This window comes from Variovorax sp. VaC1 (genome assembly GCF_043658315.1).
Classification (GTDB): Bacteria; Pseudomonadota; Gammaproteobacteria; order Burkholderiales; family Burkholderiaceae_C; genus Variovorax.
In genome coordinates this window covers 958709-981317 of record NZ_JBIGLT010000003.1, presented here as the reverse complement: position 1 = coordinate 981317, position 22609 = coordinate 958709, and the positions used below count along the sequence as shown (strand labels likewise).

Sequence of the window (22609 nt, the reverse complement as noted above, 5' to 3'; positions counted from 1 at the left end):
CCATGAACCCGAATACCCCCAAGTCCGCAGGCTTCAGCCACGAGAAGATCGAGACCAACAACCTGCTGATGATCGTGCTGATCCTGGTGGTCGTGGCCATCGGCGGACTCGTCGAGATCGTGCCGCTGTTCTTCCAGAAGTCCACCACCGAGGCGGTGGAGGGCGTCAAGCCGCTCACGCCGCTGCAGCTCGCCGGCCGCGACATCTACCTGCGCGAGGGTTGCTACAACTGCCATTCGCAGATGATCCGCCCCTTCCGCTCGGAGACGCTGCGCTACGGCCACTACTCGGTGGCCGGCGAGTTCGTCTACGACCACCCCTTCCAGTGGGGCAGCAAGCGCACCGGGCCCGACCTGCACCGCGTGGGCGGCAAGTACAGCGACGAGTGGCACCGCATTCACCTGAACAACCCGCGCGACCTCGTGCCCGAGTCGAACATGCCGGCCTACACCTGGCTCGAAAAGAACCAGGTCGACGCCGAATCCCTGCCGGCCCACATGCGTGCCCTGCGCCGCGTCGGCGTGCCCTACACCGATGCGGAAATCGACAAGGCCGCGCAGGAGGTCACCGGCAAGACCGAGATGGAAGCCACGGTGGCCTACCTGCAGTCGCTGGGCCTGGCTCTCAAGTAAGCAGCGAAGGACCGAAACCATGATCGACATCACCACCTTGCGCATTGCAGCTACCGTCGTCTGCTTCGTGCTTTTCATCGGCATCGTGATCTGGGCCTATTCGCGGCGCAACGCGCGCGACTTCCAGGAAGCGGCCCGCCTGCCGTTCGAGCAGGACTGAAGGGAGAACCACGATGAGCGATTTCATCAGCCATTTCTGGTCGAACTACATTGCCGTGGCTTCGCTGCTGAGCATCCTGGGCTGCGTGCTGCTGCTGTGGATGACGGCCCGCAAGCGCGTGCCGGCCAACGCCGACAACACCACCGGCCACGTCTGGGACGAAGACCTGCGCGAAGCCAACAACCCGCTGCCGATGTGGTGGATCGGGCTGTTCGTGCTGACCATCGTGTTCGCCCTCGGCTACCTCGCCATCTTTCCGGGATTGGGGAGCTTTCGCGGCAAATCCGACTGGAGCTCCCGCGGCGAGTACGAGGCCGAAGTCGCCAAGGCCACGCAGGCGCTGGCCCCGGTGTACGCCCGCTTCACCGCCATGCCAGTCGAGGAGATCGCGCGCGACCCGCAGGCCAAGGCCATCGGCGAGCGCCTGTTCATGAACAACTGCGCGCAGTGCCACGGCTCCGACGCGCGCGGCAGCAAGGGCTTTCCCAACCTCACCGACAACGACTGGCTGCACGGCGGCACACCCGAGAAGATCGTCGAAAGCATCACCAAGGGACGCATCGGCACGATGCCGCCCATGGCGGCGGCGGTCGGCACGCCGAACGACGTGAAGAACCTGGCCAACTATGTGCTGAGCCTGTCGGGCGAGCCGCACGACTCGGTGCGCGCCGGCCTCGGCAAGTCGAAGTTCACGGTCTGCGCGGCCTGCCACGGCATCGGCGGCGTCGGCAACCAGGCGATGGGCGCGCCCAACCTCAGCGACAAGATCTGGCTGCACGGCTACGGCGAGGCCGCCATCGTCCAGATGATCAACGAGGGCAAGCACAACCAGATGCCGGCGCAGGAAGGCCGCCTCACCGAGGCGCAGATCAAGCTGCTGGCGTCGTATGTGTGGGGCTTCTCGAACACATCGACAGCCGCGCCGCCGGTGGCGGCCACTCCCTGAGGCCGCGGGCGCATGACGCAGAAGATCATCCCCATCGCCAGCGCTCCGGCCGCCGAGGAGATCGGCCTTTACGAGGCCTCCAGGAAGATCTACCCGCGCACGGTGCGCGGCATGTTCGCGCGCTGGCGCTGGGCCATGGTCTTCCTGACCCAACTGGTGTTCTACGGCATGCCCTGGGCGGAGTGGGGCGGCCGGCAGATGGTGCTGTTCGACCTTGCCGCGCGCCGCTTCTACATCTTCGGCGTGGTGCTGTACCCCCAGGACCTGATCTACCTCTCGGGGCTGCTGGTCATCAGCGCACTGTCGCTCTTCCTGTTCACCGCGGTGGCGGGGCGCCTGTGGTGCGGCTATGCCTGCCCGCAGACGGTCTACACCGAGATATTCATGTGGGTCGAGCACAAGATAGAAGGCAACCGCACCGCGCGCATGCGGCTGGACGCCGAGCCGATGTCGCTCGAGAAGCTGGTCAAGAAGTGGTTCAAGCATCTCGTGTGGATCGGCATTGCGCTGTGGACCGGGTTCACCTTCGTGGGCTACTTCACGCCCATCCGCGAGCTGGGCATGGCCTTCCTGCAGACGCAGATGGGCTCGTGGGAAGTGTTCTGGGTTTTCTTCTACGGCTTCGCCACCTATGGCAACGCCGGTTTCATGCGCGAGCAGGTGTGCAAGTACATGTGCCCCTATGCGCGCTTCCAGAGCGCCATGTTCGACCGCGACACGCTCATCGTCACCTACGACCCGGCGCGCGGCGAGCCACGCGCGCCGCGCCGCAAGGGGCCCGAGCCGCACACGCTGGGCTTGGGCGACTGCATCGACTGCGGCCTGTGCGTGCAGGTGTGCCCGACCGGCATCGACATTCGCGAAGGCCTGCAGTACGAGTGCATCGGCTGCGGCCTGTGCGTGGACGCCTGCGACACCGTCATGACGAAGATGGCCTATCCGCCGAAGCTGATCCGCTACGACACGCAGAACGGCATGGAGGGCCGCTGGACCGGCCGCCAACTGGTGCGCCGCGTGCTGCGTCCGCGCGTGCTGGTCTACACGGCCATCCTTGCGTTGCTGGTGACGGGGCTGCTCGCCAGCCTTGTCACACGCACGCCGCTGAAGGTCGACGTGGTGCGCGACCGCGCCTCGCTGGCCCGCATCGTGGAGGGCGGGCGCCTGGAAAACGTCTACCGGCTGCAGATCATGAACGCCACCGAGCGGCCCCAGCGCTACCGGATCGCCGCGCGCGGCATCGAGGGCCTGAGCGTCTCGCCGGACGAAGCGGTCGCGGTCGAGCCGGCCCAGTCGCGCTGGGTCGCGGTGCGATTGCAGGCGCCCTACGGCGCGGTGCCGGCCGGCTCCCACACCGTGCACTTCGACATCCGGGAAGAGGGTGGCGCGGCGCAGGTTTCTGAAAAAGCGGCCTTCCTGGTGCCGCGCTGAAAGGTCGACATGAACACAACGACGACAACGATGGAACCCGCCGCGCTGGCGTGGTGGCGCTACCCCATGCTGTGGATGGTGATCGCAGGGCCCGCCGTGGTGGTGGTGGCGAGCTTCGTGACGCTCTGGCTCGCGCTGAGCCGACCCGAAGCGCTGGTGTCCGAGGACTACTACCGCGAGGGCATGGAGATCAACAAGACGCTGGCCGACAAGAAGCTCATGCCCGCGCTCACGGGCCGCAACCATGCGGCCACGCCCGCGGACGACGTGCCGCTGTCGCCACGGGGGCCGGGGTCATGAACGGATGGCGCCAGCTCGCGGGCATCCTCTGGCCTTCGTTTCTGGTGGCTTGCGGCATGGAGGTGCTGGTGTTCGCGCTGTTCGATCCGCTGAACGCCTTCTGCGGTGCCGACGCACTGCGGATGTCGCGCCAGGGTGTGTACACCGCGGCGTTCTTTGTCTTCTGGCTGATGGCGGCGGCATCGAGCGCCTGCACGGTGCTGCTCGCCAGGTCGCCCGCGCCGCGGCGCCGCGAGGCACCGCCGCGAACCTCTTCGTGATGACCATGTCTTCTGTCGCCCTTGACCCCGCCTCGCCGGCCTTGCCCATCGATCTGCTGCGGCAGTTCGATGTTCCGGGGCCGCGCTATACCTCTTACCCCACGGCCGACCGCTTCGTCGAGGCCTTCGGTGCCGGCGACTATCTGCAGGCGCTGCGGCGCCGGCGAGACAGCGGCGGGCAGGCCGCGCCGTTGTCGCTGTACGTGCACATCCCTTTTTGCGAATCGCTGTGCTACTACTGCGCCTGCAACAAGGTCGTGACGCGGCATCGGGAACGGGGCCGCCAATACCTGGCCTACCTGGCGCGCGAGATCGCGCTGCAGGTGGCGCAGCTGGGGCGCGGCGCCACCGTGAGCCAGCTTCACCTGGGCGGCGGCTCGCCGACGTTTCTCGACGATGCGGAACTCGGGGAGCTGATGGCGCTGTTGCACCGCTCCTTCCTCTTCGAGCCCGGCGGCGAGCGGTCCATCGAGATCGATCCACGCACCGTCGACGCGCAGCGGCTGTCGAGCCTGGCCACGCTGGGTTTCAACCGCCTGAGCTTCGGCGTGCAGGACTTCGACCCCGCGGTGCAGCAGGCCGTGCACCGCATCCAGCCCGCATCGCAGGTCTTTGCGCTGATGGCGGCCGCGCGTGCGCTGGGATTCGAGTCGATCAACGTCGACCTGATCTACGGGTTGCCACGGCAGAACGATGCCTCGTTCGAGCGCACGCTGGCGCAGATCCGCGAACTGCGGCCTGACCGCATCGCGCTCTACGCCTATGCACACCTGCCCGAGCGCTTCAAGCCGCAGCGGCGCATCGTGGCCGAGGAGCTTCCCGATGCGGTCGCACGGGTGCGCATGCTCGCCCGCGCCATCGACGTGCTCACCGCGGCGGGCTATGTGTACATAGGCATGGATCACTTCGCACTGCCCGACGATCCGCTCGCCGTCGCGAAGCGGCACGGAAGGCTGCAGCGCGACTTCCAGGGCTACGGCACGCGGCCCGATGGCGATCTGGTTGCGCTGGGCGTTTCAGCCATCGGGCGCGTGGGTGCCACCTACAGCCAGAACGCCAAGACGCTCGACGAGTACTACGACCACCTCGACCAGGGGCGCCTGCCCGTGGTGCGCGGCCTTGCGCTGTCGCGCGACGACCTCCTGCGCCGCGCGGTGATCATGGCGCTCATGTGCCGCGGCCGCATCGACTTCGACGCCATGGGTGAGGCCTATGCGGTCGATTTCCGCGACTACTTCGCCGCCGAGTTCGCGGCGCTCGGACCGCTGGCCGCGCAGGGCGTGGTGCGGCTGAGCGACCACGACGTGACGGTCACCGAGCAAGGCTGGTTCCTCGTGCGTGCCGTCGCGATGGTGTTCGACCGCTACGCCCAAGCGAACCGCACGCGGTTTTCGCGGCTGGTCTGACCATGCAGCTCGCGCTTGCCAGTGCTGCGCTGCTCATGGGCCTGGCAGGCGGCCCGCACTGCGTGGCCATGTGCTGCGCCGCGCAGGCGGGCGTGATCCGCATCGTGCCGGCAGGGCCTGCTACAGGCACCCGGGCCGCATGGTCTGCGCCCGCGAGCTTTCACCTGGGGCGCATCGCAAGCTATGCCGTGGCGGGGGCCGTCGCGGCGGGCAGTGTCGACATGTTGGCGCAGGCCAGCGTTCAGGTCGGGGCCTTGCGGCCGCTATGGGTGTTGCTGCACGTCTTCGTGTTCGCATGGGGCGCGATGCTCGCCGTCGCGGGGCATCAGCCGCTGTGGGCACAGCGCGCGGGCCGCCTGCTCGAATCGCGCCTTCACCCGCTCGTCGGAGGCTCGCCGCTGGGCTTGCTGGCCACCGGCGCGCTCTGGGTCGCGATGCCCTGCGGGCTGCTCTATTCGGCGCTGATGCTGGCGAGCCTGGGCAACGGGCCGCTGCAGGGCGCCGCGGCGATGGTGCTGTTTGCCGTGGGCAGCGGCGTGTCGCTGATGCTGGCGCCCTGGCTCTGGCAGCGGCTGCGCGGGGGCGACGGCGCCGCACGGCAGACCTGGGGAACGCGGCTGGCCGGGGTGCTGCTGGCGGCCCTGGCGCTGCAGGCGCTGTGGTCGGACCTCAGTCTCGATGCCTGGTGCCGCTGAACCACGCGGTCAGCTGCGCGATGTTGAGTGCCGCGCTTGCGGCCTTTGGCCGCGACGCCAGTGAGGGCCGGCCCGGCCGGCGCATGGCGGGCAACAGCGCTTCTTCTTCGGCCATTTCCATGCTCAGGGCCCGGTGCCCCTGGGGCGTGATCTCGAGCACCGTGGCCGGGGGCTGGCGCATGCAGTGGTCGCAGTCCACGTGGACGGGAGGAATCAAGACCTTGATGTGGCCGGCAGCTTCCAGCACGCGCAGCCTGTCGATCATGGCGGGGTCATCTTCGGTCAGAGGAAGGCGCGCTTGCGCGAGCTTTCTCAAAAGATCCATGCACATCGACCTGTCTCCGTAAAGGCCTCAGTCGAGCGTGAGCCACATGATGAGCGACCGGAGCGCGGCCCACAGGACCAGGGCACCCAGCGCCGCGAAGAGCGCGATGCGCAACCAGAAGTAGAAGGACATGGGGAACCTCCCGGCCTGATTTTGCGGATGAATGAGTAAACAGGTCCGGCGTTCAGCGCCCGCCGTCGCGCGCGCAGGTGCTGAACCCGAAAAGCGAATAGGCCGGGCAGGTGCCGACCACGCCGGTCAGCAGCGGCACCACGCCGATGTAGCCCCACACGCCGATGGTGCCCATGGCAGCCAGCGCGATCAGCAGCACGCCTGCGCCGATGCGCACCGCGCGGTCGAGGGTTCCTACGTTGTTCGACAGGAAGGACATGGTTTTCTCCTTGGGCTCGATAGAAAAACATCTTGCGCGGCCACGCGGCGAAAGTGCTTGAGATGGATCAAGCTTCGAGCGCCGCCGCCAACGGCGTCAGCTCATCAGGGTGCGCAGGCTGGCCAGCGCCACCTTGGGGTCGGCGATCCCGTGGTAGATCGGGGGCACCTCGGTGTCCAGGCCCATGAGCCCGTACACCCCATGCATTGCGCCGCGCACCGAATACTCGACCGTGAAGACCACGTCTTCGGGAATCTCGACGTACTGCCCGAGCAGGGCGAAGTTTCTTGCGCCATCGGGGATGACGGCCGGCCGGTCCGACGCGCTGCGGCATTCGAACTCGCTGGTGATGTACGGCATCATCACCGGCACCACGGTCGTGGTGCGCCGCACTTCGTCGAGGATGTCCTCGAAACCCAGGTGGTGCATCAGCTCCGTCAGGATGTCCTGCCCGCTGGCCTGGGACATCGTCTTGGCGATGTAGTTGCCCTGGGTGTCGAGCAACAGGCCGTAGCCCCACAGCGTGAAGACGCCGTCGGGCTGGTTCTCGAAATGCGGCGCATGCGGCACCACGATCGACATCAGCCAGCTCGAATCCTTGAAGGTCATGAGCCCGCCAGTGCCGGGCGCGTTTCCCGAAAAGGCCTGGATGCGCTGGATGAGCAGCGGACTGCGCATCGTGAGCGTGAAGGACTCCCACTTGCTCTCGTCGACGTTGCCGCAGAAGGCCTCCGGCCGGCCGAAGCACGTCGCCTTGCGTGCCATGTTCCGCCACAGCGTCCATGCACCGTCGCGCTGGTCGCGCACCAGTTCCGGCGGCTGGTGGTCGTTGCCGTTGCGCGAGTCGGCCGTCATGGAGCCGATAGTGATGAAGGCGCACTCCTGCGCGCCGACCTTGTAGCTGAGCGGGTGGCCGTCCTGCACGCAATGCAGGGTATCGATCCGCAGGCCACCTTCGCTGCTAGTGTTGAAATCGGCATCGACCACGCGCATGCCGTAGTCGAAGCGCACGCCGTGTTCCAGCAGCCACTTCACCATCGGGCGCACGATGGTGTCGTACTGGTTGAACGTGGTGCGCCGCACGCCGCCCAGCGTGTGGATGCGCGGCAGCTCCTGCAGAAAGCGCAGCATGTACCGCTTCAGCTCGACCGCGCTGTGCCAGTTCTGGAACGCGAAGGTGGTGCGCCACATGGCCCAGAAATGCGTGTCCAGGAAGTGCGTGGAAAAACACTCCTCAATGCGCTTTGTGCCCAGCGCGCGCTCGGGCGTGGCCAGCAGGCGCATCAGCTCGATACGATCCTGGAAATCGAAGCCCAGATCGCTGGCGTCGAGGATGCGGTGGTTCCGGTCGATCAGCCGGGCGTGCGCGTCGGAGTGCCACGCCGCGTTGAAGTCCCGAATCTCGTCGCGCACCGTGCGGCTGGGCGCAGAAGGTGAGGGAATGCTCTCGAGCACGTTCCACAGGCAGGTGTAGGTCTCGTCGGTGAACATGCGGCCGCCGCGTGTCACGTAGCCTTGGTGCGCGTTGCCGGCGCCGTCGAGTGCGCCGCCCGGCAACGGCGCCTCTTCGATGATGCGGATGCGCGAGCCGGGCATGCCGGCGTCGCGGATCAGCAGCACGGCGGCCGACAGCGCGCCGATGCCGCTGCCGACGATGCAGGCTTGTTGAAAGCGGGTCATGGTGTGGTTCCTTTGGTGATGGGAGTTCGATACACGAGGCAGTGGCATCGGTGTCGAAAGAAGAAGCCCAAGACTAGGGATGCATGTCCGGTCCGGGTTTGCGCCCGGTCAAGCAATGGTGCGGCGGCATGCAAGCGAGCGGGCGATTGACGCAGCGCAAGGCCATGTGGCAAGCGCGGACCTAAGGTCTGCACATCGTTCACCGCTTGCCGAAGGAGCCCTCATGCAGACCCCAAAATCCATCCTGCTTCACCTCGACGGTTCCGCCCGCACGGTGGAGCGCATCAGGCTGGCGCGTCAACTGGCAGAGATCTTCGATGCCGAGGTCACGGCCAGGCCCTGCACCCTGTCGGCGCTCATGCGTTACCCGTTCGCCATTGAGGCCGCGGCGGAAGCCGTCGCGATCATGCAAGAGATCGACAAGGCGGCACGCGACAAGATGCACAGCACCTTCATGACGCACAGCGCGGGCTCGCAACGCCTGCACTGGGCCGAGCCCGAAAGCGACGGCCCCTGGGGATTCGCGCGGCGTGCACTCTATGCCGACCTGATGATCCTGGGCCAGCGCGACCGCAACGACCCGATGGACGGTGAGCTTCCCGGCGACTTCCTGCCCAGCGTGCTGGTGCAGAGCGGCCGCCCGGCGCTGGTGCTGCCGTATGCGGGGCCGATCGGCCCGATCGGGCGCAACGTGCTGGTGGCCTGGAAGGAAACCCGCGAATCGGCCCGCGCCGTGACGGCCGCGCTGCCCTGGCTGCGCACAGCGTCGCGCGTGCACGTCGTCACCTATGGTGAAGGCGCCGAAAGTGCCCTGAAGTGCCTGCAGGACTACCTGCGGGTGCAAGGCATCGTGAACGTCACGCTGCACCCCGGTGGCGACAAGGACGACGACGCGGGCAACAAGCTGCTGTCGTTCGCGGCCGACCTGAGTGCTGACATGCTGGTCATGGGCTGCTACGGCCACAGCCGGGCGCGTGAATGGGTCATGGGCGGGGCGACGCTGTCGATCCTTCAATGGATGACGCTCCCGGTTCTGATGTCGCATTGAGTCCGACGATATGCGCATCGATTTCCTGGGAGGCACTGGCACCGTCACTGGCTCGAAGTACCTGCTGACGCATGAAGGCCGGCGCCTGTTGATTGATTGCGGGCTTTTCCAAGGGCTCAAGCAGCTGCGCTTGCGCAATTGGGAGTCGTTGCCGGTCGAAGCGGTGAGCATCGACGCGGTGCTGCTGACGCATGCGCACATGGACCACAGCGGGTTTGTGCCGCGGCTGGTGCAACTCGGCTTCAAGGGCAAGGTGTACGCAACCTCGGCCACGCGCGAACTCTGTGAACTGCTGCTGCCCGACTCGGGCCGCCTGCAGGAGGAAGACGCGGCCTTTGCCAACCGCCACGGACACTCCAAGCACAAGCCCGCGCTGCCGCTGTACACGGAGCAGGACGCGCGCACGGCGCTCAAGCATTTCGAGGTGGTTCCGTTCGGCGTGGAATGCGCGCCGTGGCCCGGCTGGTCCTGGCAGTTGCACCGCGCGGGGCATATCCTGGGTGCGGCCAGCGTGCGGATCGGCTGGGAGGGCACGAGCCTGCTGTTCTCGGGCGACGTCGGCCGCAGCGACGACCTGCTCATGCGCCCACCCGAGGCCGCCGAGCCAGCCGACTACGTGGTGATCGAGTCGACCTACGGCAACCGGCGGCACCCTGAAAGCGACACCCTGACCGCGCTGGCCGCCATCGTCAACAGAACGGCCGCGCGCGGCGGCATTGTGGTGGTGCCGGCCTTTGCCGTCGGCCGGGCGCAGACGCTGCTGCATGCGATTCGCCTGCTCAAGCAGGCGCGGCGCATTCCCGACATGCCCGTGTACCTGAACAGCCCCATGGCGGCGGACGCCACCCGCCTGTACCAGCGCCATACCGACGAACACCGGCTGAGCGCGCAGGAGTGCGCGGCCATGCAGGGGCAGACCATCATCATCAATACCGAAGAAGAGTCCCGGCGCCTGAACACGCTGAGCTTTCCGTCGATCATCGTTTCCGCCAGCGGCATGGCCACTGGCGGGCGGGTGCTGCATCACCTGAAAGCCTATGCGCCCGATGCCAGGAACACCATCCTCTTTGCAGGCTTCCAGGCTGCAGGCACGCGCGGTGCGGCCATGGTGGCGGGCGCCGACGCCGTGAAGATCCACGGCGCCTATGTGCCGGTGCGCGCGGAGGTTGCGAACATCGAAACGCTCTCGGCGCACGCCGACCGCAATCAGCTGCTCACGTGGCTCGATACCCAGCGCGCGCCGCGCCGGGTGTTCGTGACGCACGGCGAGCCCGTGGCCGCCGATGCGCTGCGGCTGGCCATCGAAGAACGGCACGGCTGGCCGTGCACGGTGCCCGACTACCGCGAATCGCAGGAGCTTTGAGCGCTGCCGTGGCGTGGCAGGTCAGGGCACCAGAACCGCAGCGCCTTCGATCCGGCCCGCGCGCAGATCGTCGAGCGCCTGGTTGGCCTGCGTGAGCGCATAGGTCTTCACGTGCACCTGCAGCGGATGGGTCTGGGCGAAGTCCAGGAACTCGCGGGCGTCGGCGCGCGTCAGGTTTGCTACAGAGACTACGCTGCGCTCTTGCCACAGCAGCCGGTACGCGAAAGAGGGGATATCGCTCATGTGGATGCCGCCGCAGACCACCCGTCCACCTTTGCGCACGGCGCGCAACGCGGCCGGCACGAGCTCGCCGGCGGGCGCGAACAGGATGGCCGCATCCAGCGCTTCGGGCGGCTGTTCGTCCGAGCCGCCTGCCCACTTTGCACCAAGGCTGCGCGCAAAGGCCTGCGTCGCCTGGTCGCCCGGCCGCGTGAAGGCGTACACCTCGCGTCCCTGAGCAATGGCCACCTGCGCGATGAGATGGGCCGCGGCGCCAAAGCCGTAAAGCCCCAGCCGGCGGGCATGCGCGCTGTCGCCCGCGGCCTTGAGGCTGCGCCAGCCGATCAAGCCCGCGCAGAGCAGGGGGGCGATGCGGGTGGCATCGGCTTCGGGCAGGGTCAGCGGCAGGCAGAAGGCCGCCTCGGCGATCACGTGGCTGGCGAAGCCGCCGTTGCGGTGATAGCCGGTGAAGCGCGGCGCATCGCACAGGTTCTCGTGGCCGTCCAGGCAGAAGGCGCAGCAGCCGCAGCTGTGGCCCAACCACGGCACGCCGACGCGGTCGCCAATGGCATGGCCCTCGACGCCCGCACCGATCGCCTCTACCACTCCCACTATCTCGTGCCCCGGCACGATCGGCAGCACAGGCAGCGGCAGTTCACCGTCGACGATGTGCAGGTCAGTGCGGCAGACCGCACAGGCCAGTACGCGCAACCGCAGTTCACCGGGACCTGGTTGCGGGGTTGCGCGGCATTCCAGTTCAAGGGGCAGCCAAGCCGCGCCAAGCACCATCGCACGCATGATGCTCGGGTTTTGTCGGTCGGGCCCATTTTGCCGGGCAGGCACGCCCGAGGGGGCGACTTCGATCATGGGCATAACGGGCCTTTCTGGCAAAGGGATGAAAGGAGGAACCTCCGAGACGCCTTCGCAGTCGTCTCAGGCCATGTATTTGCCACCGTTGATCGACAGCGTGGCGCCGTTGATGAACCCGGACTCGTCGGCCGCCAGGAACACCACCGCGCGTGCGATCTCGGCCGGCGTGGCGAGGCGGCCCGCTGGAATGTCCGACAAGATGCGCGCCATCACCTCGGGCGCGACCGCCTCCACCATGGCCGTGTCGGTGTAGCCCGGCGCCACCAGGTTGACCGTGATGGCGCGCGCGGCGCCTTCGAGCGCCAGCGACTTGGTGAAGCCGATCAGGCCCGCCTTCGTCGCCGCGTAGTTGGTCTGGCCCATCTGCCCCGACTGGCCATTCACCGAGCCCATGTTCACGATGCGCCCGAAGCGCCGCTCGCGCATGCCGGCGATGACGGCGCGGCACATGTTGAAGCAGCCGCCGAGGTTGACGTCGATCACCTCGCGCCACTGCTCGGCGCTCATCTTGTGCAGCATGCCGTCGCGCGTGATGCCGGCGTTGTTGACCAGCACCTCCACCGGCCCGAGGGCCTCCTCGACACGCGCGACACCGGTCTCGCAGGCCGCGAAGTCGGCCACGTTCCAGCCGAAGACCGGAATGCCTGTGCGCGCGTGAAAGGCCTGCGCCGCTTCGGTGCGGCTTGCGAAGCTCGCAGCCACGCGGTAGCCCGCGGCCTGCAGGGCTTCGGCCGTGGCCGCACCGATGCCGGAGGTGCCACCGGTGACGAGTGCGACGCGCATGCTCAGGCGTCCACCAGCAGGTCGTTCACCACGACCGAGACGCCAGGCGTTGCCCAGGCAGCGCCTTGCACCGCATCGCGTTCGGTCCAGGAGTGCACCGTGCCGCGCAGCGTAACCTGCGAGCCCGTGACACTGATGGACAGCCGGTTCGCTTCGCGATCGGCCTGGCGCGAAAGCGCATCGTGGATCTTCTTTTCCACGTCGGCGGGGCTCACCTTCGGCTTGACCTTTACGAGGTTGGACACGCCGGTCACGCCCATGAGGTCGCGCACGGCGGCTTCGGCGGCGTTGCGCTGGTAGCCCCACTCGACTTCGCCGTCGAGCGTGAGCCAACCCATTTCCACCATGGGGCGGATCTTGCCGTTCGGCACGAGCACGTTCCATTCGAGCGCGCGCTCGGCGGCCATGGCGATGTCGGCGTCGGTGCGCTCGTTGTCGAAGGGCAGCTTCACGGTCATTTCGACCGCCATCGCCTTCACGCCGTGCACGCGCTGCACGGCGCGCTCCACAGCGTACTTTTCTGCATAGCTGGCGAGATGGCCTGTGAGGGTGACCACGCCGTCCTTGACGATGACGCCGATGTCGGAGGCCTTGAATGCGGGGTCCCAGCTCAGTTCGGCCTGGACATCGTTGCGCAGTTGGGTATCGGTCTTCATGGGGATTCCTTGCAATGAGTGGTAGGAGAGGCGGCCGTCGCAAGGAAATTGCAACGACCGTGGAATCCACTGTAGGAAGCAGGCGGGCCACCCGCATTGCGCTGGATCAAGAGCGGGCGCGGAACGCGCCCGGCAGCTCAGCCGATGTTTTCCAGCAGCAGGGCCTGCACCATGAAACGCTGGTTGTCGGCCAACGAGGTCTTGTCGCCGAGCAACTCGGCAAGTCGCACGGCAGGGTGGTCTTCCATGGCTGCGCCGTCGAAGACCGGAATGCCCGCGTGCTCGCCGATCTGGCGCACCAGGGCCGGGTCCAGGTCCTGGCACTCCACGGCCTCGTAGAGGCGGCCCAGCATGCGTGCCGTGTGCTGAACCTCTTGCGGCGAGCTTTCGAGCGACAGGCTCGACCGCATCGTGGCCACGCGCGCGCCCAGCTCTTCGGCGGCGCCGCAGAACAGCGCCTGCGCCGCATCGAAAGGGGTTTCGTACAGCAGGCCCAGGTTCTTGCCTCGCAGCGGCCTGGATGTGGCTCCCTCCAATGCGGCACGCTGAAGGATGCGCGCCCGGCACAGCAGGCTCGACACGTCCAGTGGCGAAAGCTGGGGCGCGGCCTCGGGCTCGCGGAGTCGGTTCGGAAGGCGCATGGGAATGGTCGATATGTGACGTATCGAGGCTAGTCGCGCCGTTTGCCTCGGGCTTGATACAGGTCAAAGTCGTGGGCGCTGTCCTGTGACTTGGTGCACAGCGCATGGCGTTGATACACGCCGGACACACACCATTCACCGAGCGTTACCCACCGATTCCGACTGTTGTCCGTGCATTGCCAGGGGCTTCCTAGCATCCATCCATCGACACGCCACCGACAACCCAGGAGTTCCAAATGCTCACGATCGCCACCCCCGAAAAGACAGCAACGGCCATGACCGGCCTGATGGCCACCAGCACCGCTGCATTCGCGAAGAAGGCCCCCGAAGCCCAGGAGCGTGCGGGCCGGCACACGTCCGACACCCTCCGGCTGCTGGGCGAGCAACTGAAGCCGCAGCGCCGTGTGGTGCACACGGGCGACGTGATCTACCAGGCCGGCGAGCGCTTCGGCAACCTCTACATCCTGAACTCGGGTTTCTTCAAGATCGTCAACCTCTCGGCGGACGGCCGCGAGCAGGTGGTTGGCCTGAAGTTCCGGGGCGACTGGCTCGGCTTCGACGGCATCGCCGGGGGGCGTTATTCCTGCGATGCCGTGGCCATGGACACCGGCGAGATCTGGGTCGTTTCCTACGAATCGTTGATGGGCGCCTGTGTCTCGCAACCCAACTTGCTGCAGGTGCTCCACAGCGCGATGAGCCGCGAGATCGCCCACGACCGCGATTCGCTGATGTCGGTCTGCACGCTGCCGGCCGACGCGCGCGTGGCCGACTTCCTGCGCTACTGGGCCGAGTCGCTGGCTGAGCGCGGCATGCGCACCGACCAGATCACCTTGCGCATGACCCGCGCCGAGATCGGTAACTACCTTGGCATGACGCTGGAAACTGTGAGCCGGGCGCTGTCGCGGCTGGCTCGCGACAAGGTCATCGGCTTTGCCGAAAAGGGTCGCCGCGACGTGCAGATTCCCGACGTAGGCGCCTTGTCGGCTTTCGTGCAGCGCTGCCTGGCGCCGGCACCTTCGATGCTGCAGTGAAAGGGCGGCGTGGCCGCCGCGTTCAGGCGCGGCCGGCCAGCACCCTGGAGATGGCCCGCGCCAGTTCGGAGCGCGTGTAGGGTTTGCGCAGCAGCTCCCAGTCCTGCGGCACCTCGCGGTCCGCATCCAGCAACTCGGACGAAAAACCCGACATCAGCAGCACCGCCAGCCGGGGAAAGCGCTGCTGCGCCTCGGTGGCCAGCCGGGTGCCGCGCATGCCGGGGCCCAGCGCGATGTCGCTCAGGAGCAGGTCGAAGCCGGCCTCGCCGCTGCTGTTCATGACCATGAGCGCCTGCTCGGCTGTGGCGGCGGTGGTGATCTTGCAGCCCAGCGTTGCCAGGAAGGTGTGGATCACATTGCGGACTTCGGCATCGTCTTCCACCAGCATCACGCGCAGGCCGGACGGGACCGTCTCGTCGGGGTGTTCTTCTTCCCCGGCGCCCTTTGACCTGGCTTCTTCCAATTGCGGCAGATAGAGCCTTACCGTGGTGCCCTGGCCCGGCTTGCTGTCGATGGCGATCGCTCCCCGGGACTGCTTGACGAAGCCATAGACCGTGCTCAGGCCCAGGCCGGTGCCGCGGCCGGCCTCCTTGGTGGTGAAGAAGGGCTCGAAGGCGCGCTCCTTGACATCTTCGTCCATGCCCGTGCCGCTGTCGGCGACGGAGATCGCGACGAAGCGGCCATGCGCGTGGCCTTGTGCGTCGTTGTGCTCGGTGTACAGCACGGCCGGCAACGACTCGCACATCTCGGTGCGAAACCGCAGCACGCCGCCCTCGGGCATGGCGTCGCGCGCATTGATCGCGATGTTCAGCAATGCCGATTCGAGTTGGCTCGGGTCGGCCAGCACCGGCGGGCAACTGGGCACGGTATCGATCTCGATGCTGATGCGCTGGTCGAGCGTGCGGCGCAGCATGTCGGCCAGCGAATGCATCAGCACGTGGGTGTCGACCGCGATCGGCTGCAGCACCTGCCGCCTGGAAAACGCCAGCAGCTTGCTCGTGAGTTCAGCGCCGCGCCGCGAGGCGCGCGTGGCGGCATTCACCAGTTGCTGCGCATAGGCGTCCTGCGCCAGCGCGGGCAGCTCCTCGAGGACCTGCAGGTTGCCCTGAATCACGGTCAGCAGGTTGTTGAAATCGTGCGCGATGCCGCCGGTGAGCTGGCCGACGCTTTCGAGCCGCTGTGCGTGGTTGAGCGCTTCTTCGGTCTGCACGCGCTGCAGGCTGGTGGCAAGCAGGCTGGACAGCGACTCCAGAAAGCGCAGCTCTTCGTCGCCAAAGCGCTTGGCCTCTTTCGAGCGCACCGACAGCATGCCGATCACGCGTCCGCGGTCGGACAGCGGCACGGCGAGCGCACTGATCAGGCCCGCATCGAGGTAAGCCTGGGGCACGGTAAAGCGATGCTCGCTCCGGTAGTCCGGCACCACCACCGGCCGACCTTGGGAAAGAACGAAGCCGGGTGGCGTGTCGGGCCGGTTGGCAACCCGCATTCCGACCTCTTCGCCGGCGATCAGGCCGACGCCGCTGGCCACGCGGAATTCAAGGCGGTTGTTATCGAGAAGCCACACCACGGCCACTTCGACCTGCAAGGCCATGGTGATGATTTCGGGCACATGCTTGAGCACCACTTGAAGATCGCGTGTGTCGACGGCAAGGCGGCCCAACTGGGCCAGGTGCTCGCTGTAACGGGCGCGCTGCAGCGCCTGCTTCACACGGGGGTAGGCACCGATGTCGCGGATGGCCGCCACCACAAAGGGCAGCCCGTGGGTCTGCAGCGGGCTTAGCGCGATCTCGACCATGACCTCGCTGCCATCCTTGCGCTTGGCCACCAACTCCATGTGCGTGCCCATGGGGCGTGGACGCGGGGCGCGGCCGTAGGCCTCGCGGTACGACGCATGGCGCGGGCGGATGCTGTCGGGCACCAACACGTCCACGTTCAGGCCGACCAACTCGTCGACGGCGTAGCCCAGCAGCGCGGCCGCCGAGGGATTGGCCAGCATGATGTGGCCCGACTGGTCCACCAGCAGCAGCGAGTCGGGGTAGGAGACGAAGAGCGAGCGGAAGACGCTGCCTTCCTCGATGCCCGAAGGCAGGCCCGGAATGGGCACGTCGAGCACGAACGGCGGGTTGTTCGCGGGGTCAGTCATGGGAAACGGGCGGCACGAGGATGTAGCCCGCGCCGCGAACCGACTTGATGAGCTGCGGGTCGTCCGCATCCCGCTCGATCTTCTTGCGCAGGCGGCCGACCTGCACGTCGATCGTGCGGTCGAAGGGGGCGGCTTCGCGGCCGCGCGTCTCTTCGAGCAGGAAGTCGCGCGAGAGCACGCGCCCAGGGTGCCGGGCGAAGGCGCGGAGCAGGTCGAACTCGCCGGTCGTCAGGGGTACCTCGTCGCCTTGCGGGTTGTGCAGGCTGCGCGCGGCGGTGTCCAGCCGCCAGCCGGCGAAGCGCAGCCGATCGGGGGAGGCGTGCACCGCAGCGGTTGCTGCGGTGGCGGCGGGCGTCTCGGGTGTCAGCCGACGCAGCACGGCCTTGACCCGCGCGACCAGCTCGCGCAGGTCGAAGGGCTTGGTCACGTAGTCGTCGGCCCCGACCTCCAGGCCCACCACCTTGTCCACGGCATCGCCGCGACCGGTCACGATCACGAGGCCGCAGCGCCAGCTTTCCCGGATGCGGCGGGCGATGGAAAAACCGTCTTCGCCGGGCAGGCCCAGGTCGAGCAGCACCAGGTCTGCCGGGTCCGTATCCATGAGCGCTACCAGCGAGCGGCCGTTGTGGACTTGGGTAACGCGAAAGCCATGGTCCTGAAGGTAGTTGGCCAGCAGCAGCGTGATGTCGACTTCATCGTCGAGCACCGCAATGTGGGGTGCAGGTTTCATGCGAGGGCAAGGAAATAGGGCGCGAATGTTGGTTGAAACATTCAGAAATCGGTCGGAGCGTAGCATGCAAGCCGTGCCGGCGGCAGGCCCCGAAAGGCCCGGTTTCTACCTACCTATCTACCTACCCAATTCGCCTGATTGGTACGCCTACTCGGCGCGCGCGGCGTCCCGCGCCGCCCAGCGCCAGTGCTCGATTTCGGGCATGTCGCGGCCGTGGCGGTTGATGTAGGCGCGGTGCTCCAGCAGCTTGTCGCGCAGGTGCTGCTGCACATGGCCGGTGCTGTCGCACAGGCGCGGCACGCGCTCGATGGCGTCGGCGGCCAGGTGGAAGCGGTCCAACCGGTTCAGCACGGTCATGTCGAAGGGCGTGGTGGTGGTGCCTTCCTCGCAATAGCCGTGAACATGAAAGCCGGGGTGATTGCGCCGCTTGTAGACCAGCCGGTGGATCAGCGCCGGATAGCCGTGGAACGCGAAGATCACCGGCCTGTCGGTGGTGAAGATGGCATCGAAATCGGCGTCGGACAGCCCGTGCGGATGCGCGCTGGGCGACTGCAGCGCCATCAGGTCGACCACGTTCACCACCCGCAACTTCAGCGCGGGTACTTGCCGGCGCAGCAGGTCGACGGCGGCCAGCGTCTCCAGCGTGGGCACGTCGCCGGCGCAAGCCATCACCACGTCAGGCGTCTTGCCGCCGTCGTTGCTGGCCCAGTCCCAGATGCCCAGGCCGGTGGCGCAATGGCGGCTGGCCGCGTCGATGTCCAGCCATTGCGGCGCGGGCTGCTTGCCCGCCACGATCACGTTGACGTAGTCGCGGCTGCGCAGGCAGTGGTCGACCACCGAGAGCAGGGTGTTGGCGTCGGGCGGCAGATACACGCGCACGATCTCTGCCTTCTTGTTCACCACGTGGTCGAGAAAGCCCGGGTCTTGGTGACTGAAGCCGTTGTGGTCCTGCCGCCAGACATGGCTGGTCAACAGGTAGTTCAATGAGGCGATCGGCCGCCGCCAGCCGATGCCGCGGGCCACCTTGAGCCACTTGGCATGCTGGTTGAACATCGAGTCGATGATGTGGATGAAGGCCTCGTAGCACGAGAAGAAGCCGTGCCGGCCGGTCAGCAGGTAGCCTTCGAGCCAGCCCTGGCAGAGGTGCTCGCTCAGCACTTCCATCACGCGGCCGTCGGGCGAGAGGTGGTCGTCCCCCGGAACAACCCGGGCGGTGGTGGTGCGCTGCGTGATGTCGAACAACGCGCCAAGCCGGTTCGAGGCGGTTTCGTCCGGCCCCATCACGCGGAAGTTGGCCGCGTCCGCGTTGAGCCGCATCACTTCGCGCAGAAACTCGCCGGTCACGCGGGTGGCCTCGGCATCGGTGGCGCCGGGCGCCTTGACCGCGACCGCATGCGCGCGGAAGGGCGGCATCGCCAGATCCTTCAACAGCAGACCGCCGTTGGCGTTCGGGTTGGCGCTCATGCGGCGTGTTCCCCGGGGTGCGAGCGCGGCGATCTCGGGCCGCAAGGCGCCGGCCGCATCGAAGAGTTCTTCGGGCCGGTAGCTGCGCAGCCAGCCTTCGAGCAGCCCGATGTGGTCGGGCTTCGCGTCGAAATCGGCCAGCGGCACCTGGTGCGCGCGGAAGGTGCCTTCGATCGGCAGGCCATCGACGCGGCGCGGCCCGGTCCAGCCCTTGGGCGAGCGCAGCACGATCATTGGCCAGCGCGGCCGCTCGTGAAAACCGTTCTTGCGTGCCCCCGCCTGGATGGCGCGGATCCGGTCGAGTGCGCTGTCGAGCACCTGCGCCATCAGCGGGTGCATCTGCGCCGGGTCGTCGCCCACCACGAAATACGGCTCGTGCCCGTAGCCGCGCAGCAGGTCGACCAATTCTTCGTCGCCGATGCGCGCGAGCACCGTGGGGCCGGCGATCTTGTAGCCGTTGAGGTGCAGGATCGGCAGCACCACGCCGTCGCGCGCGGGGTTCAGGAACTTGTTGGAATGCCAGCTCGCCGCGAGCGCACCGGTTTCGGCTTCACCGTCGCCGATCACGCAGCAGGCCAGCAGCGAAGGGTTGTCGAACACGGCGCCGTAGGCGTGCAGCAGCGAGTAGCCCAGCTCGCCGCCTTCGTGGATCGAGCCGGGTGTTTCCGGCGCGACGTGGCTCGGAATGCCGCCCGGAAAAGAAAACTGGGTGAACAGCCGCCGCAGGCCTTCGGCGTTCTGCCCGATGTTGGGGTACACCTCGCTGTAGGTGCCTTCCAGGTAGGTGTTGGCCACCACGCCGGGCCCGCCGTGGCCCGGCCCGGCGATGAAGATCGCATCGAGGTCCCGCGCATTGATGGCGCGGTTCATATGCGCGTAGATAAAGTTCAACCCCGGCGTCGTGCCCCAGTGCCCCAGCAGGCGCGGCTTGATGTGCGAGAGCGTGAGCTTCTCGCGCAGCAGTGGGTTGTCCATCAGGTAGACCTGACCCGCCGACAGGTAGTTGGCCGCGCGCCACCAGGCGTCGAGCAGCCGGAAGTCGTTCGGAATCGCCGGGGTGGAGGAGGGGGCCATGTCGGACTTCTTTCATCGTGGCGGAGCGACTCAGTATGGACATCTGCCCGCGCATCGGCTTGACCTTCGTCAATGCGGCAACAACCGATACGGTGGCCTTCCTGCGCGTTTCCTTGATCCCGCGCAAGCCTGGCGCGGCGGCGCAGCCTCAGCATTGGTTTCCGTGGCCACCGGCCGAGAGGACACCCCATGAGCACCGAAATCACTTTTCCGCTAGCGCTGTGCAAGGCGCAGTGGAGCATCTGGCTGCATATGCTCGAAATGTTCGAGACGCTCGGCGCGAACGCATTGCAGCAAGGCATCGAGGAAACCCGCGCCGAGACAGACGCCGTCATGCGCGCCGAAGACTGGCAGGCTCTGGCCATGACGCCGGTGTACGCGCTCTGGCCTCGGGCGGGCGAACAAGCGTTTGGCCATGCCTCGTCGTGCAAACCACCGGCAAAATCAACGGAAAGCGCGGCCACCCAGGCGCATGCGGCTGCCGGGCCGGCCTCGCGCCGCGACGTGGTGCATGACGCGCTGTGCAACCTGCACACGGCGCTGGCTACGGCACCGACACCGATGCCGCACCGATCGCATGCCAAGGCTGCGGCAACAGCGACGCGAAAAAAGATATGACGCTCTCGACCATCGCCGTCCACCTCGACCACACCGAGCGGTGCGAAACCCGCACCGTGCTGGCGGCGCGGCTCGCCAGACTGCATGGCGGCCATCTGGTGGGCATCGTGACGACCGGTGTGCAGCCCGACGAGGCACCCGCGTCGACACACACCGAGATGGCCGACTGCATCGTCGGCGCGTCGCTCTACCTGCGCAGAAGGGCCGAGTCCGTCGCACATGTGTTCCGCTGCCGCATCGCGGAGCTGACGCCCCCGTCATTCGATGCGCGGCTGGTGGATGGCGAGCCTGTCGATGCCGTGGTCGATCATGGCCGCACCAGCGACCTCATCATCGTGGGCCAGGCGGACGAGCGCGCCACTGTGGACGCCGCGGTGCGCCAGTTGCCCGAAGAGGTCATGCTGCATGCGGGGCGGCCCGTGCTCATCGTTCCACGCGCCGGTCGCTTCGACGCTGCACTCGACAGGGTCCTGGTGGCCTGGGACGGGAGCCGCGAAGCCTCGATGTCGCTGCGCGGCGCGCTGCCGCTGCTGCGCAAGGCCGCGAAGGTGTCCTTGATTTCGCTCCTGCGCGGAGGCGACGCAAACGCTGGCCGGACGCTGTGCCCCGCCGAAATGATCGCTTGGCTTTCGCGGCACGGCGTCCAGGCAGGCATCGAGCAGCGCTTGACCGCCATGCACTTCGCTGATGCCTTGCTGGACCACGCCACCACGATGCAGAGCGATCTGCTCGTGATGGGCGGCTACGGCCATGCCTGCGCGCGCGAGCGCATGCTGGGGGGCGTGACGCGCGATGTGCTGGCGCGCGCCGCCATCCCGGTGTTCATGGCGCACTGATGCGCTGACCCGCCAACTGGCGCGCCGGCCGCTCGCCGCATCACATCAGCCCGAGGCTGGCGGCGGCAATGACCGCATGCGCCCGCGTGCGAACCTGCAGCTTTCGGCAGATGCTCTTCATGTGCGCGCTCACGGTCTGCACGCTGATCGACAACTGGGCGGCAATGTTCCGTGTGACATGTCCCTTGGCGACAAGCTGGAGCACTTCGCGCTCGCGCGCCGACAGGACGGCTTTGGGCGGCTCGCTGCCGCGCTCTGCCCCGCTATGCCCAAGGCGCTTGAAGCGGATGAGCAGATGCCGCACCACGCTCGGTGATACCGCCGCTCCGCCATTCACGACCTGCAGCACGGCCTGCGTGAAGTTCTGGAACCAGGAATTCTTGACGAGATAGCCCGACGCTCCCGCCGCGAATGCGCGGTGCACGTGGGCCTCGTCTTCCAGCGTCGTGTGCACGATGATCTCGGCCGAACTGCGATGCTGCCTGGCACACTGGATGAGGTCGAAGCCTTTGCCGCCACCGAGTCGCACATCGAGGATCAGCACGTCGAATTGACAGTGCATCAGCAACCGTTTGCCTTCCAGCATGCTGCCCGCTTCGCCGGCGACGCACACCCGTGCGTCCCTGGTGAGTTCGTGGGCAATGACACGCCGTGCACCGGCGTCCTCGTCGATCAGAAGCACGCGCACAGGCCTGTCGGCCTGGCCGGCCAGAAAATCAGGCCAAGGATTCGACAGCGCTTCGCACGCGCTTTCTGAAGGTGGGCTCTCGAGCCTGGCAAGCCATTGGGGCGCTCCGCGGGTCAACGGCGGCTTGTCGGTGCTGGGCGGGAATGCGTCCAAGATCAAACTACCTCTGTCTTGCTGGAAGCCCATTCTTGAAGCGCGATCATCAGCGCGCCTTGATTTGCA

Annotated in this window: 24 protein-coding genes; 13 read left to right on the top strand and 11 right to left on the bottom strand. The window is 67.1% G+C overall.

Features of this window, described 5'->3' with window-relative positions:
* Window positions 1–2 precede the first annotated feature (2 nt).
* From ccoO to ACGLHS_RS16830, 8 genes are read left to right on the top strand one after another with little or no spacing between them, the layout of a single operon-like run.
* Window positions 3–632, top strand: a complete 630-nt coding sequence (gene ccoO / locus ACGLHS_RS16865; protein ID WP_394481418.1) for a cytochrome-c oxidase, cbb3-type subunit II — start codon at window positions 3–5, stop codon at window positions 630–632.
* A 19-nt stretch (window positions 633–651) separates the two neighbouring features.
* On the top strand, window positions 652–792 hold the full coding sequence (locus ACGLHS_RS16860) for a cbb3-type cytochrome oxidase subunit 3 (RefSeq protein WP_394481416.1): 141 nt from the start codon (window positions 652–654) through the stop codon (window positions 790–792).
* Window positions 793–805: 13 nt separating this feature from the next.
* Window positions 806–1738, top strand: coding sequence for a cytochrome-c oxidase, cbb3-type subunit III (gene ccoP / locus ACGLHS_RS16855; protein ID WP_394481414.1), 933 nt, complete (start codon window positions 806–808; stop codon window positions 1736–1738).
* A gap of 12 nt (window positions 1739–1750) precedes the next feature.
* Window positions 1751–3166, top strand: coding sequence for a cytochrome c oxidase accessory protein CcoG (gene ccoG, locus ACGLHS_RS16850; RefSeq protein ID WP_394481412.1), 1416 nt, complete (start codon window positions 1751–1753; stop codon window positions 3164–3166).
* A gap of 9 nt (window positions 3167–3175) precedes the next feature.
* A complete protein-coding gene (locus tag ACGLHS_RS16845; protein ID WP_394481409.1) occupies window positions 3176–3466 on the top strand; it encodes a FixH family protein in 291 nt (96 codons plus the stop codon).
* On the top strand, window positions 3463–3726 hold the full coding sequence (locus ACGLHS_RS16840) for a hypothetical protein (protein WP_394481407.1): 264 nt from the start codon (window positions 3463–3465) through the stop codon (window positions 3724–3726). The genes ACGLHS_RS16845 and ACGLHS_RS16840 overlap by 4 nt, the downstream gene beginning before the upstream one ends.
* A gap of 5 nt (window positions 3727–3731) precedes the next feature.
* Window positions 3732–5132: an oxygen-independent coproporphyrinogen III oxidase gene (gene hemN / locus ACGLHS_RS16835; RefSeq protein ID WP_394481405.1), complete on the top strand. Its 1401-nt coding sequence runs from the start codon at window positions 3732–3734 to the stop codon at window positions 5130–5132.
* A 2-nt stretch (window positions 5133–5134) separates the two neighbouring features.
* Complete coding sequence (locus ACGLHS_RS16830) at window positions 5135–5827, top strand: sulfite exporter TauE/SafE family protein (RefSeq protein ID WP_394481403.1); 693 nt, start codon at window positions 5135–5137, stop codon at window positions 5825–5827.
* Here ACGLHS_RS16830 and ACGLHS_RS16825 read toward each other — a convergent pair.
* The 3 genes from ACGLHS_RS16825 to ACGLHS_RS16815 form a co-directional block, all read right to left on the bottom strand.
* The gene (locus ACGLHS_RS16825; protein ID WP_394481401.1) at window positions 5802–6092 is read right to left on the bottom strand and encodes a hypothetical protein; all 291 of its coding nucleotides are present in this window, start codon (window positions 6090–6092) and stop codon (window positions 5802–5804) included. The genes ACGLHS_RS16830 and ACGLHS_RS16825 overlap by 26 nt on opposite strands.
* Before the next feature lie 244 nt (window positions 6093–6336).
* Window positions 6337–6543: a DUF2892 domain-containing protein gene (locus ACGLHS_RS16820; protein ID WP_394481399.1), complete on the bottom strand. Its 207-nt coding sequence runs from the start codon at window positions 6541–6543 to the stop codon at window positions 6337–6339.
* Between the two features lie 96 nt (window positions 6544–6639).
* Window positions 6640–8271 carry an oleate hydratase gene (locus ACGLHS_RS16815; RefSeq protein ID WP_394481397.1) on the bottom strand — a complete coding sequence of 544 codons (1632 nt, stop codon included), beginning with the start codon at window positions 8269–8271 and terminating at the stop codon, window positions 6640–6642.
* 175 nt (window positions 8272–8446) lie between these two features.
* On the opposite strand from ACGLHS_RS16815, the gene ACGLHS_RS16810 reads away from it, so the two are divergent.
* Both ACGLHS_RS16810 and ACGLHS_RS16805 read left to right on the top strand, forming a co-directional pair.
* The gene (locus ACGLHS_RS16810; RefSeq protein WP_394481395.1) at window positions 8447–9271 is read left to right on the top strand and encodes a universal stress protein; all 825 of its coding nucleotides are present in this window, start codon (window positions 8447–8449) and stop codon (window positions 9269–9271) included.
* 10 nt (window positions 9272–9281) lie between these two features.
* Window positions 9282–10634: an MBL fold metallo-hydrolase RNA specificity domain-containing protein gene (locus ACGLHS_RS16805; RefSeq protein ID WP_394481393.1), complete on the top strand. Its 1353-nt coding sequence runs from the start codon at window positions 9282–9284 to the stop codon at window positions 10632–10634.
* Between the two features lie 21 nt (window positions 10635–10655).
* On the opposite strand, the gene ACGLHS_RS16800 is transcribed toward ACGLHS_RS16805, so the two are convergent.
* The 4 genes from ACGLHS_RS16800 to ACGLHS_RS16785 all read right to left on the bottom strand — a co-directional run bounded on the left by ACGLHS_RS16800 (window position 10656) and on the right by ACGLHS_RS16785 (window position 13803).
* Window positions 10656–11651 (bottom strand): zinc-dependent alcohol dehydrogenase family protein, encoded by a 996-nt coding sequence (locus tag ACGLHS_RS16800; RefSeq protein ID WP_394481481.1) that lies wholly within the window; start codon window positions 11649–11651, stop codon window positions 10656–10658.
* 135 nt (window positions 11652–11786) lie between these two features.
* Window positions 11787–12506: an acetoacetyl-CoA reductase gene (gene phbB, locus ACGLHS_RS16795; RefSeq protein WP_394481391.1), complete on the bottom strand. Its 720-nt coding sequence runs from the start codon at window positions 12504–12506 to the stop codon at window positions 11787–11789.
* A 2-nt stretch (window positions 12507–12508) separates the two neighbouring features.
* Window positions 12509–13162 carry a BON domain-containing protein gene (locus tag ACGLHS_RS16790; protein ID WP_394481389.1) on the bottom strand — a complete coding sequence of 218 codons (654 nt, stop codon included), beginning with the start codon at window positions 13160–13162 and terminating at the stop codon, window positions 12509–12511.
* Between the two features lie 137 nt (window positions 13163–13299).
* A complete protein-coding gene (locus tag ACGLHS_RS16785) occupies window positions 13300–13803 on the bottom strand; it encodes an ornithine carbamoyltransferase (protein WP_394481387.1) in 504 nt (167 codons plus the stop codon).
* Window positions 13804–14039: 236 nt separating this feature from the next.
* Between ACGLHS_RS16785 and ACGLHS_RS16780 the strand changes: the two genes are divergently transcribed.
* Window positions 14040–14834, top strand: coding sequence for a Crp/Fnr family transcriptional regulator (locus ACGLHS_RS16780; protein WP_394481385.1), 795 nt, complete (start codon window positions 14040–14042; stop codon window positions 14832–14834).
* A 22-nt stretch (window positions 14835–14856) separates the two neighbouring features.
* Here the strand turns inward: ACGLHS_RS16780 and ACGLHS_RS16775 are convergent, their stop codons facing one another.
* From ACGLHS_RS16775 to ACGLHS_RS16765, 3 genes are all read right to left on the bottom strand, one after another.
* Window positions 14857–16977 carry a PAS domain S-box protein gene (locus tag ACGLHS_RS16775; protein WP_394481383.1) on the bottom strand — a complete coding sequence of 707 codons (2121 nt, stop codon included), beginning with the start codon at window positions 16975–16977 and terminating at the stop codon, window positions 14857–14859.
* Complete coding sequence (locus ACGLHS_RS16770) at window positions 16970–17707, bottom strand: response regulator (RefSeq protein ID WP_394481381.1); 738 nt, start codon at window positions 17705–17707, stop codon at window positions 16970–16972. The genes ACGLHS_RS16775 and ACGLHS_RS16770 overlap by 8 nt, the downstream gene beginning before the upstream one ends.
* A 147-nt stretch (window positions 17708–17854) precedes the next feature.
* Complete coding sequence (locus tag ACGLHS_RS16765; protein ID WP_394481379.1) at window positions 17855–20245, bottom strand: phosphoketolase; 2391 nt, start codon at window positions 20243–20245, stop codon at window positions 17855–17857.
* A gap of 189 nt (window positions 20246–20434) precedes the next feature.
* Here ACGLHS_RS16765 and ACGLHS_RS16760 point away from each other — a divergent pair, with 189 nt between their 5' ends.
* Together ACGLHS_RS16760 and ACGLHS_RS16755 are read left to right on the top strand one after the other, a co-directional pair.
* Window positions 20435–20863 (top strand): hypothetical protein, encoded by a 429-nt coding sequence (locus ACGLHS_RS16760; protein WP_394481377.1) that lies wholly within the window; start codon window positions 20435–20437, stop codon window positions 20861–20863.
* Window positions 20860–21699, top strand: a complete 840-nt coding sequence (locus tag ACGLHS_RS16755) for a universal stress protein (protein ID WP_394481375.1) — start codon at window positions 20860–20862, stop codon at window positions 21697–21699. The genes ACGLHS_RS16760 and ACGLHS_RS16755 overlap by 4 nt, the downstream gene beginning before the upstream one ends.
* A 40-nt stretch (window positions 21700–21739) precedes the next feature.
* Here the strand turns inward: ACGLHS_RS16755 and ACGLHS_RS16750 are convergent, their stop codons facing one another.
* A complete protein-coding gene (locus tag ACGLHS_RS16750) occupies window positions 21740–22540 on the bottom strand; it encodes a LuxR C-terminal-related transcriptional regulator (RefSeq protein WP_394481373.1) in 801 nt (266 codons plus the stop codon).
* Window positions 22541–22609 lie beyond the last annotated feature (69 nt).

Excerpts from the sequence above, each read along its gene's own strand:
- ccoO (WP_394481418.1), top strand. The coding sequence starts at position 3 with ATGAACCCGAATACCCCCAAGTCCGCAGGCTTCAGCCACGAGAAGATC.
- ACGLHS_RS16860 (WP_394481416.1), top strand. The coding sequence starts at position 652 with ATGATCGACATCACCACCTTGCGCATTGCAGCTACCGTCGTCTGCTTC.
- ccoP (WP_394481414.1), top strand. The coding sequence starts at position 806 with ATGAGCGATTTCATCAGCCATTTCTGGTCGAACTACATTGCCGTGGCT.
- ccoG (WP_394481412.1), top strand. The coding sequence starts at position 1,751 with ATGACGCAGAAGATCATCCCCATCGCCAGCGCTCCGGCCGCCGAGGAG.
- ACGLHS_RS16845 (WP_394481409.1), top strand. The coding sequence starts at position 3,176 with ATGAACACAACGACGACAACGATGGAACCCGCCGCGCTGGCGTGGTGG.
- ACGLHS_RS16840 (WP_394481407.1), top strand. The coding sequence starts at position 3,463 with ATGAACGGATGGCGCCAGCTCGCGGGCATCCTCTGGCCTTCGTTTCTG.
- hemN (WP_394481405.1), top strand. The coding sequence starts at position 3,732 with ATGTCTTCTGTCGCCCTTGACCCCGCCTCGCCGGCCTTGCCCATCGAT.
- ACGLHS_RS16830 (WP_394481403.1), top strand. The coding sequence starts at position 5,135 with ATGCAGCTCGCGCTTGCCAGTGCTGCGCTGCTCATGGGCCTGGCAGGC.
- ACGLHS_RS16825 (WP_394481401.1), bottom strand. The coding sequence starts at position 6,092 with ATGATCGACAGGCTGCGCGTGCTGGAAGCTGCCGGCCACATCAAGGTC.
- ACGLHS_RS16820 (WP_394481399.1), bottom strand. The coding sequence starts at position 6,543 with ATGTCCTTCCTGTCGAACAACGTAGGAACCCTCGACCGCGCGGTGCGC.
- ACGLHS_RS16815 (WP_394481397.1), bottom strand. The coding sequence starts at position 8,271 with ATGCCACTGCCTCGTGTATCGAACTCCCATCACCAAAGGAACCACACC.
- ACGLHS_RS16810 (WP_394481395.1), top strand. The coding sequence starts at position 8,447 with ATGCAGACCCCAAAATCCATCCTGCTTCACCTCGACGGTTCCGCCCGC.
- ACGLHS_RS16805 (WP_394481393.1), top strand. The coding sequence starts at position 9,282 with ATGCGCATCGATTTCCTGGGAGGCACTGGCACCGTCACTGGCTCGAAG.
- ACGLHS_RS16800 (WP_394481481.1), bottom strand. The coding sequence starts at position 11,651 with ATGCGTGCGATGGTGCTTGGCGCGGCTTGGCTGCCCCTTGAACTGGAA.
- phbB (WP_394481391.1), bottom strand. The coding sequence starts at position 12,506 with ATGCGCGTCGCACTCGTCACCGGTGGCACCTCCGGCATCGGTGCGGCC.
- ACGLHS_RS16790 (WP_394481389.1), bottom strand. The coding sequence starts at position 13,162 with ATGAAGACCGATACCCAACTGCGCAACGATGTCCAGGCCGAACTGAGC.
- ACGLHS_RS16785 (WP_394481387.1), bottom strand. The coding sequence starts at position 13,803 with ATGCGCCTTCCGAACCGACTCCGCGAGCCCGAGGCCGCGCCCCAGCTT.
- ACGLHS_RS16780 (WP_394481385.1), top strand. The coding sequence starts at position 14,040 with ATGCTCACGATCGCCACCCCCGAAAAGACAGCAACGGCCATGACCGGC.
- ACGLHS_RS16775 (WP_394481383.1), bottom strand. The coding sequence starts at position 16,977 with ATGACTGACCCCGCGAACAACCCGCCGTTCGTGCTCGACGTGCCCATT.
- ACGLHS_RS16770 (WP_394481381.1), bottom strand. The coding sequence starts at position 17,707 with ATGAAACCTGCACCCCACATTGCGGTGCTCGACGATGAAGTCGACATC.
- ACGLHS_RS16765 (WP_394481379.1), bottom strand. The coding sequence starts at position 20,245 with ATGGCCCCCTCCTCCACCCCGGCGATTCCGAACGACTTCCGGCTGCTC.
- ACGLHS_RS16760 (WP_394481377.1), top strand. The coding sequence starts at position 20,435 with ATGAGCACCGAAATCACTTTTCCGCTAGCGCTGTGCAAGGCGCAGTGG.
- ACGLHS_RS16755 (WP_394481375.1), top strand. The coding sequence starts at position 20,860 with ATGACGCTCTCGACCATCGCCGTCCACCTCGACCACACCGAGCGGTGC.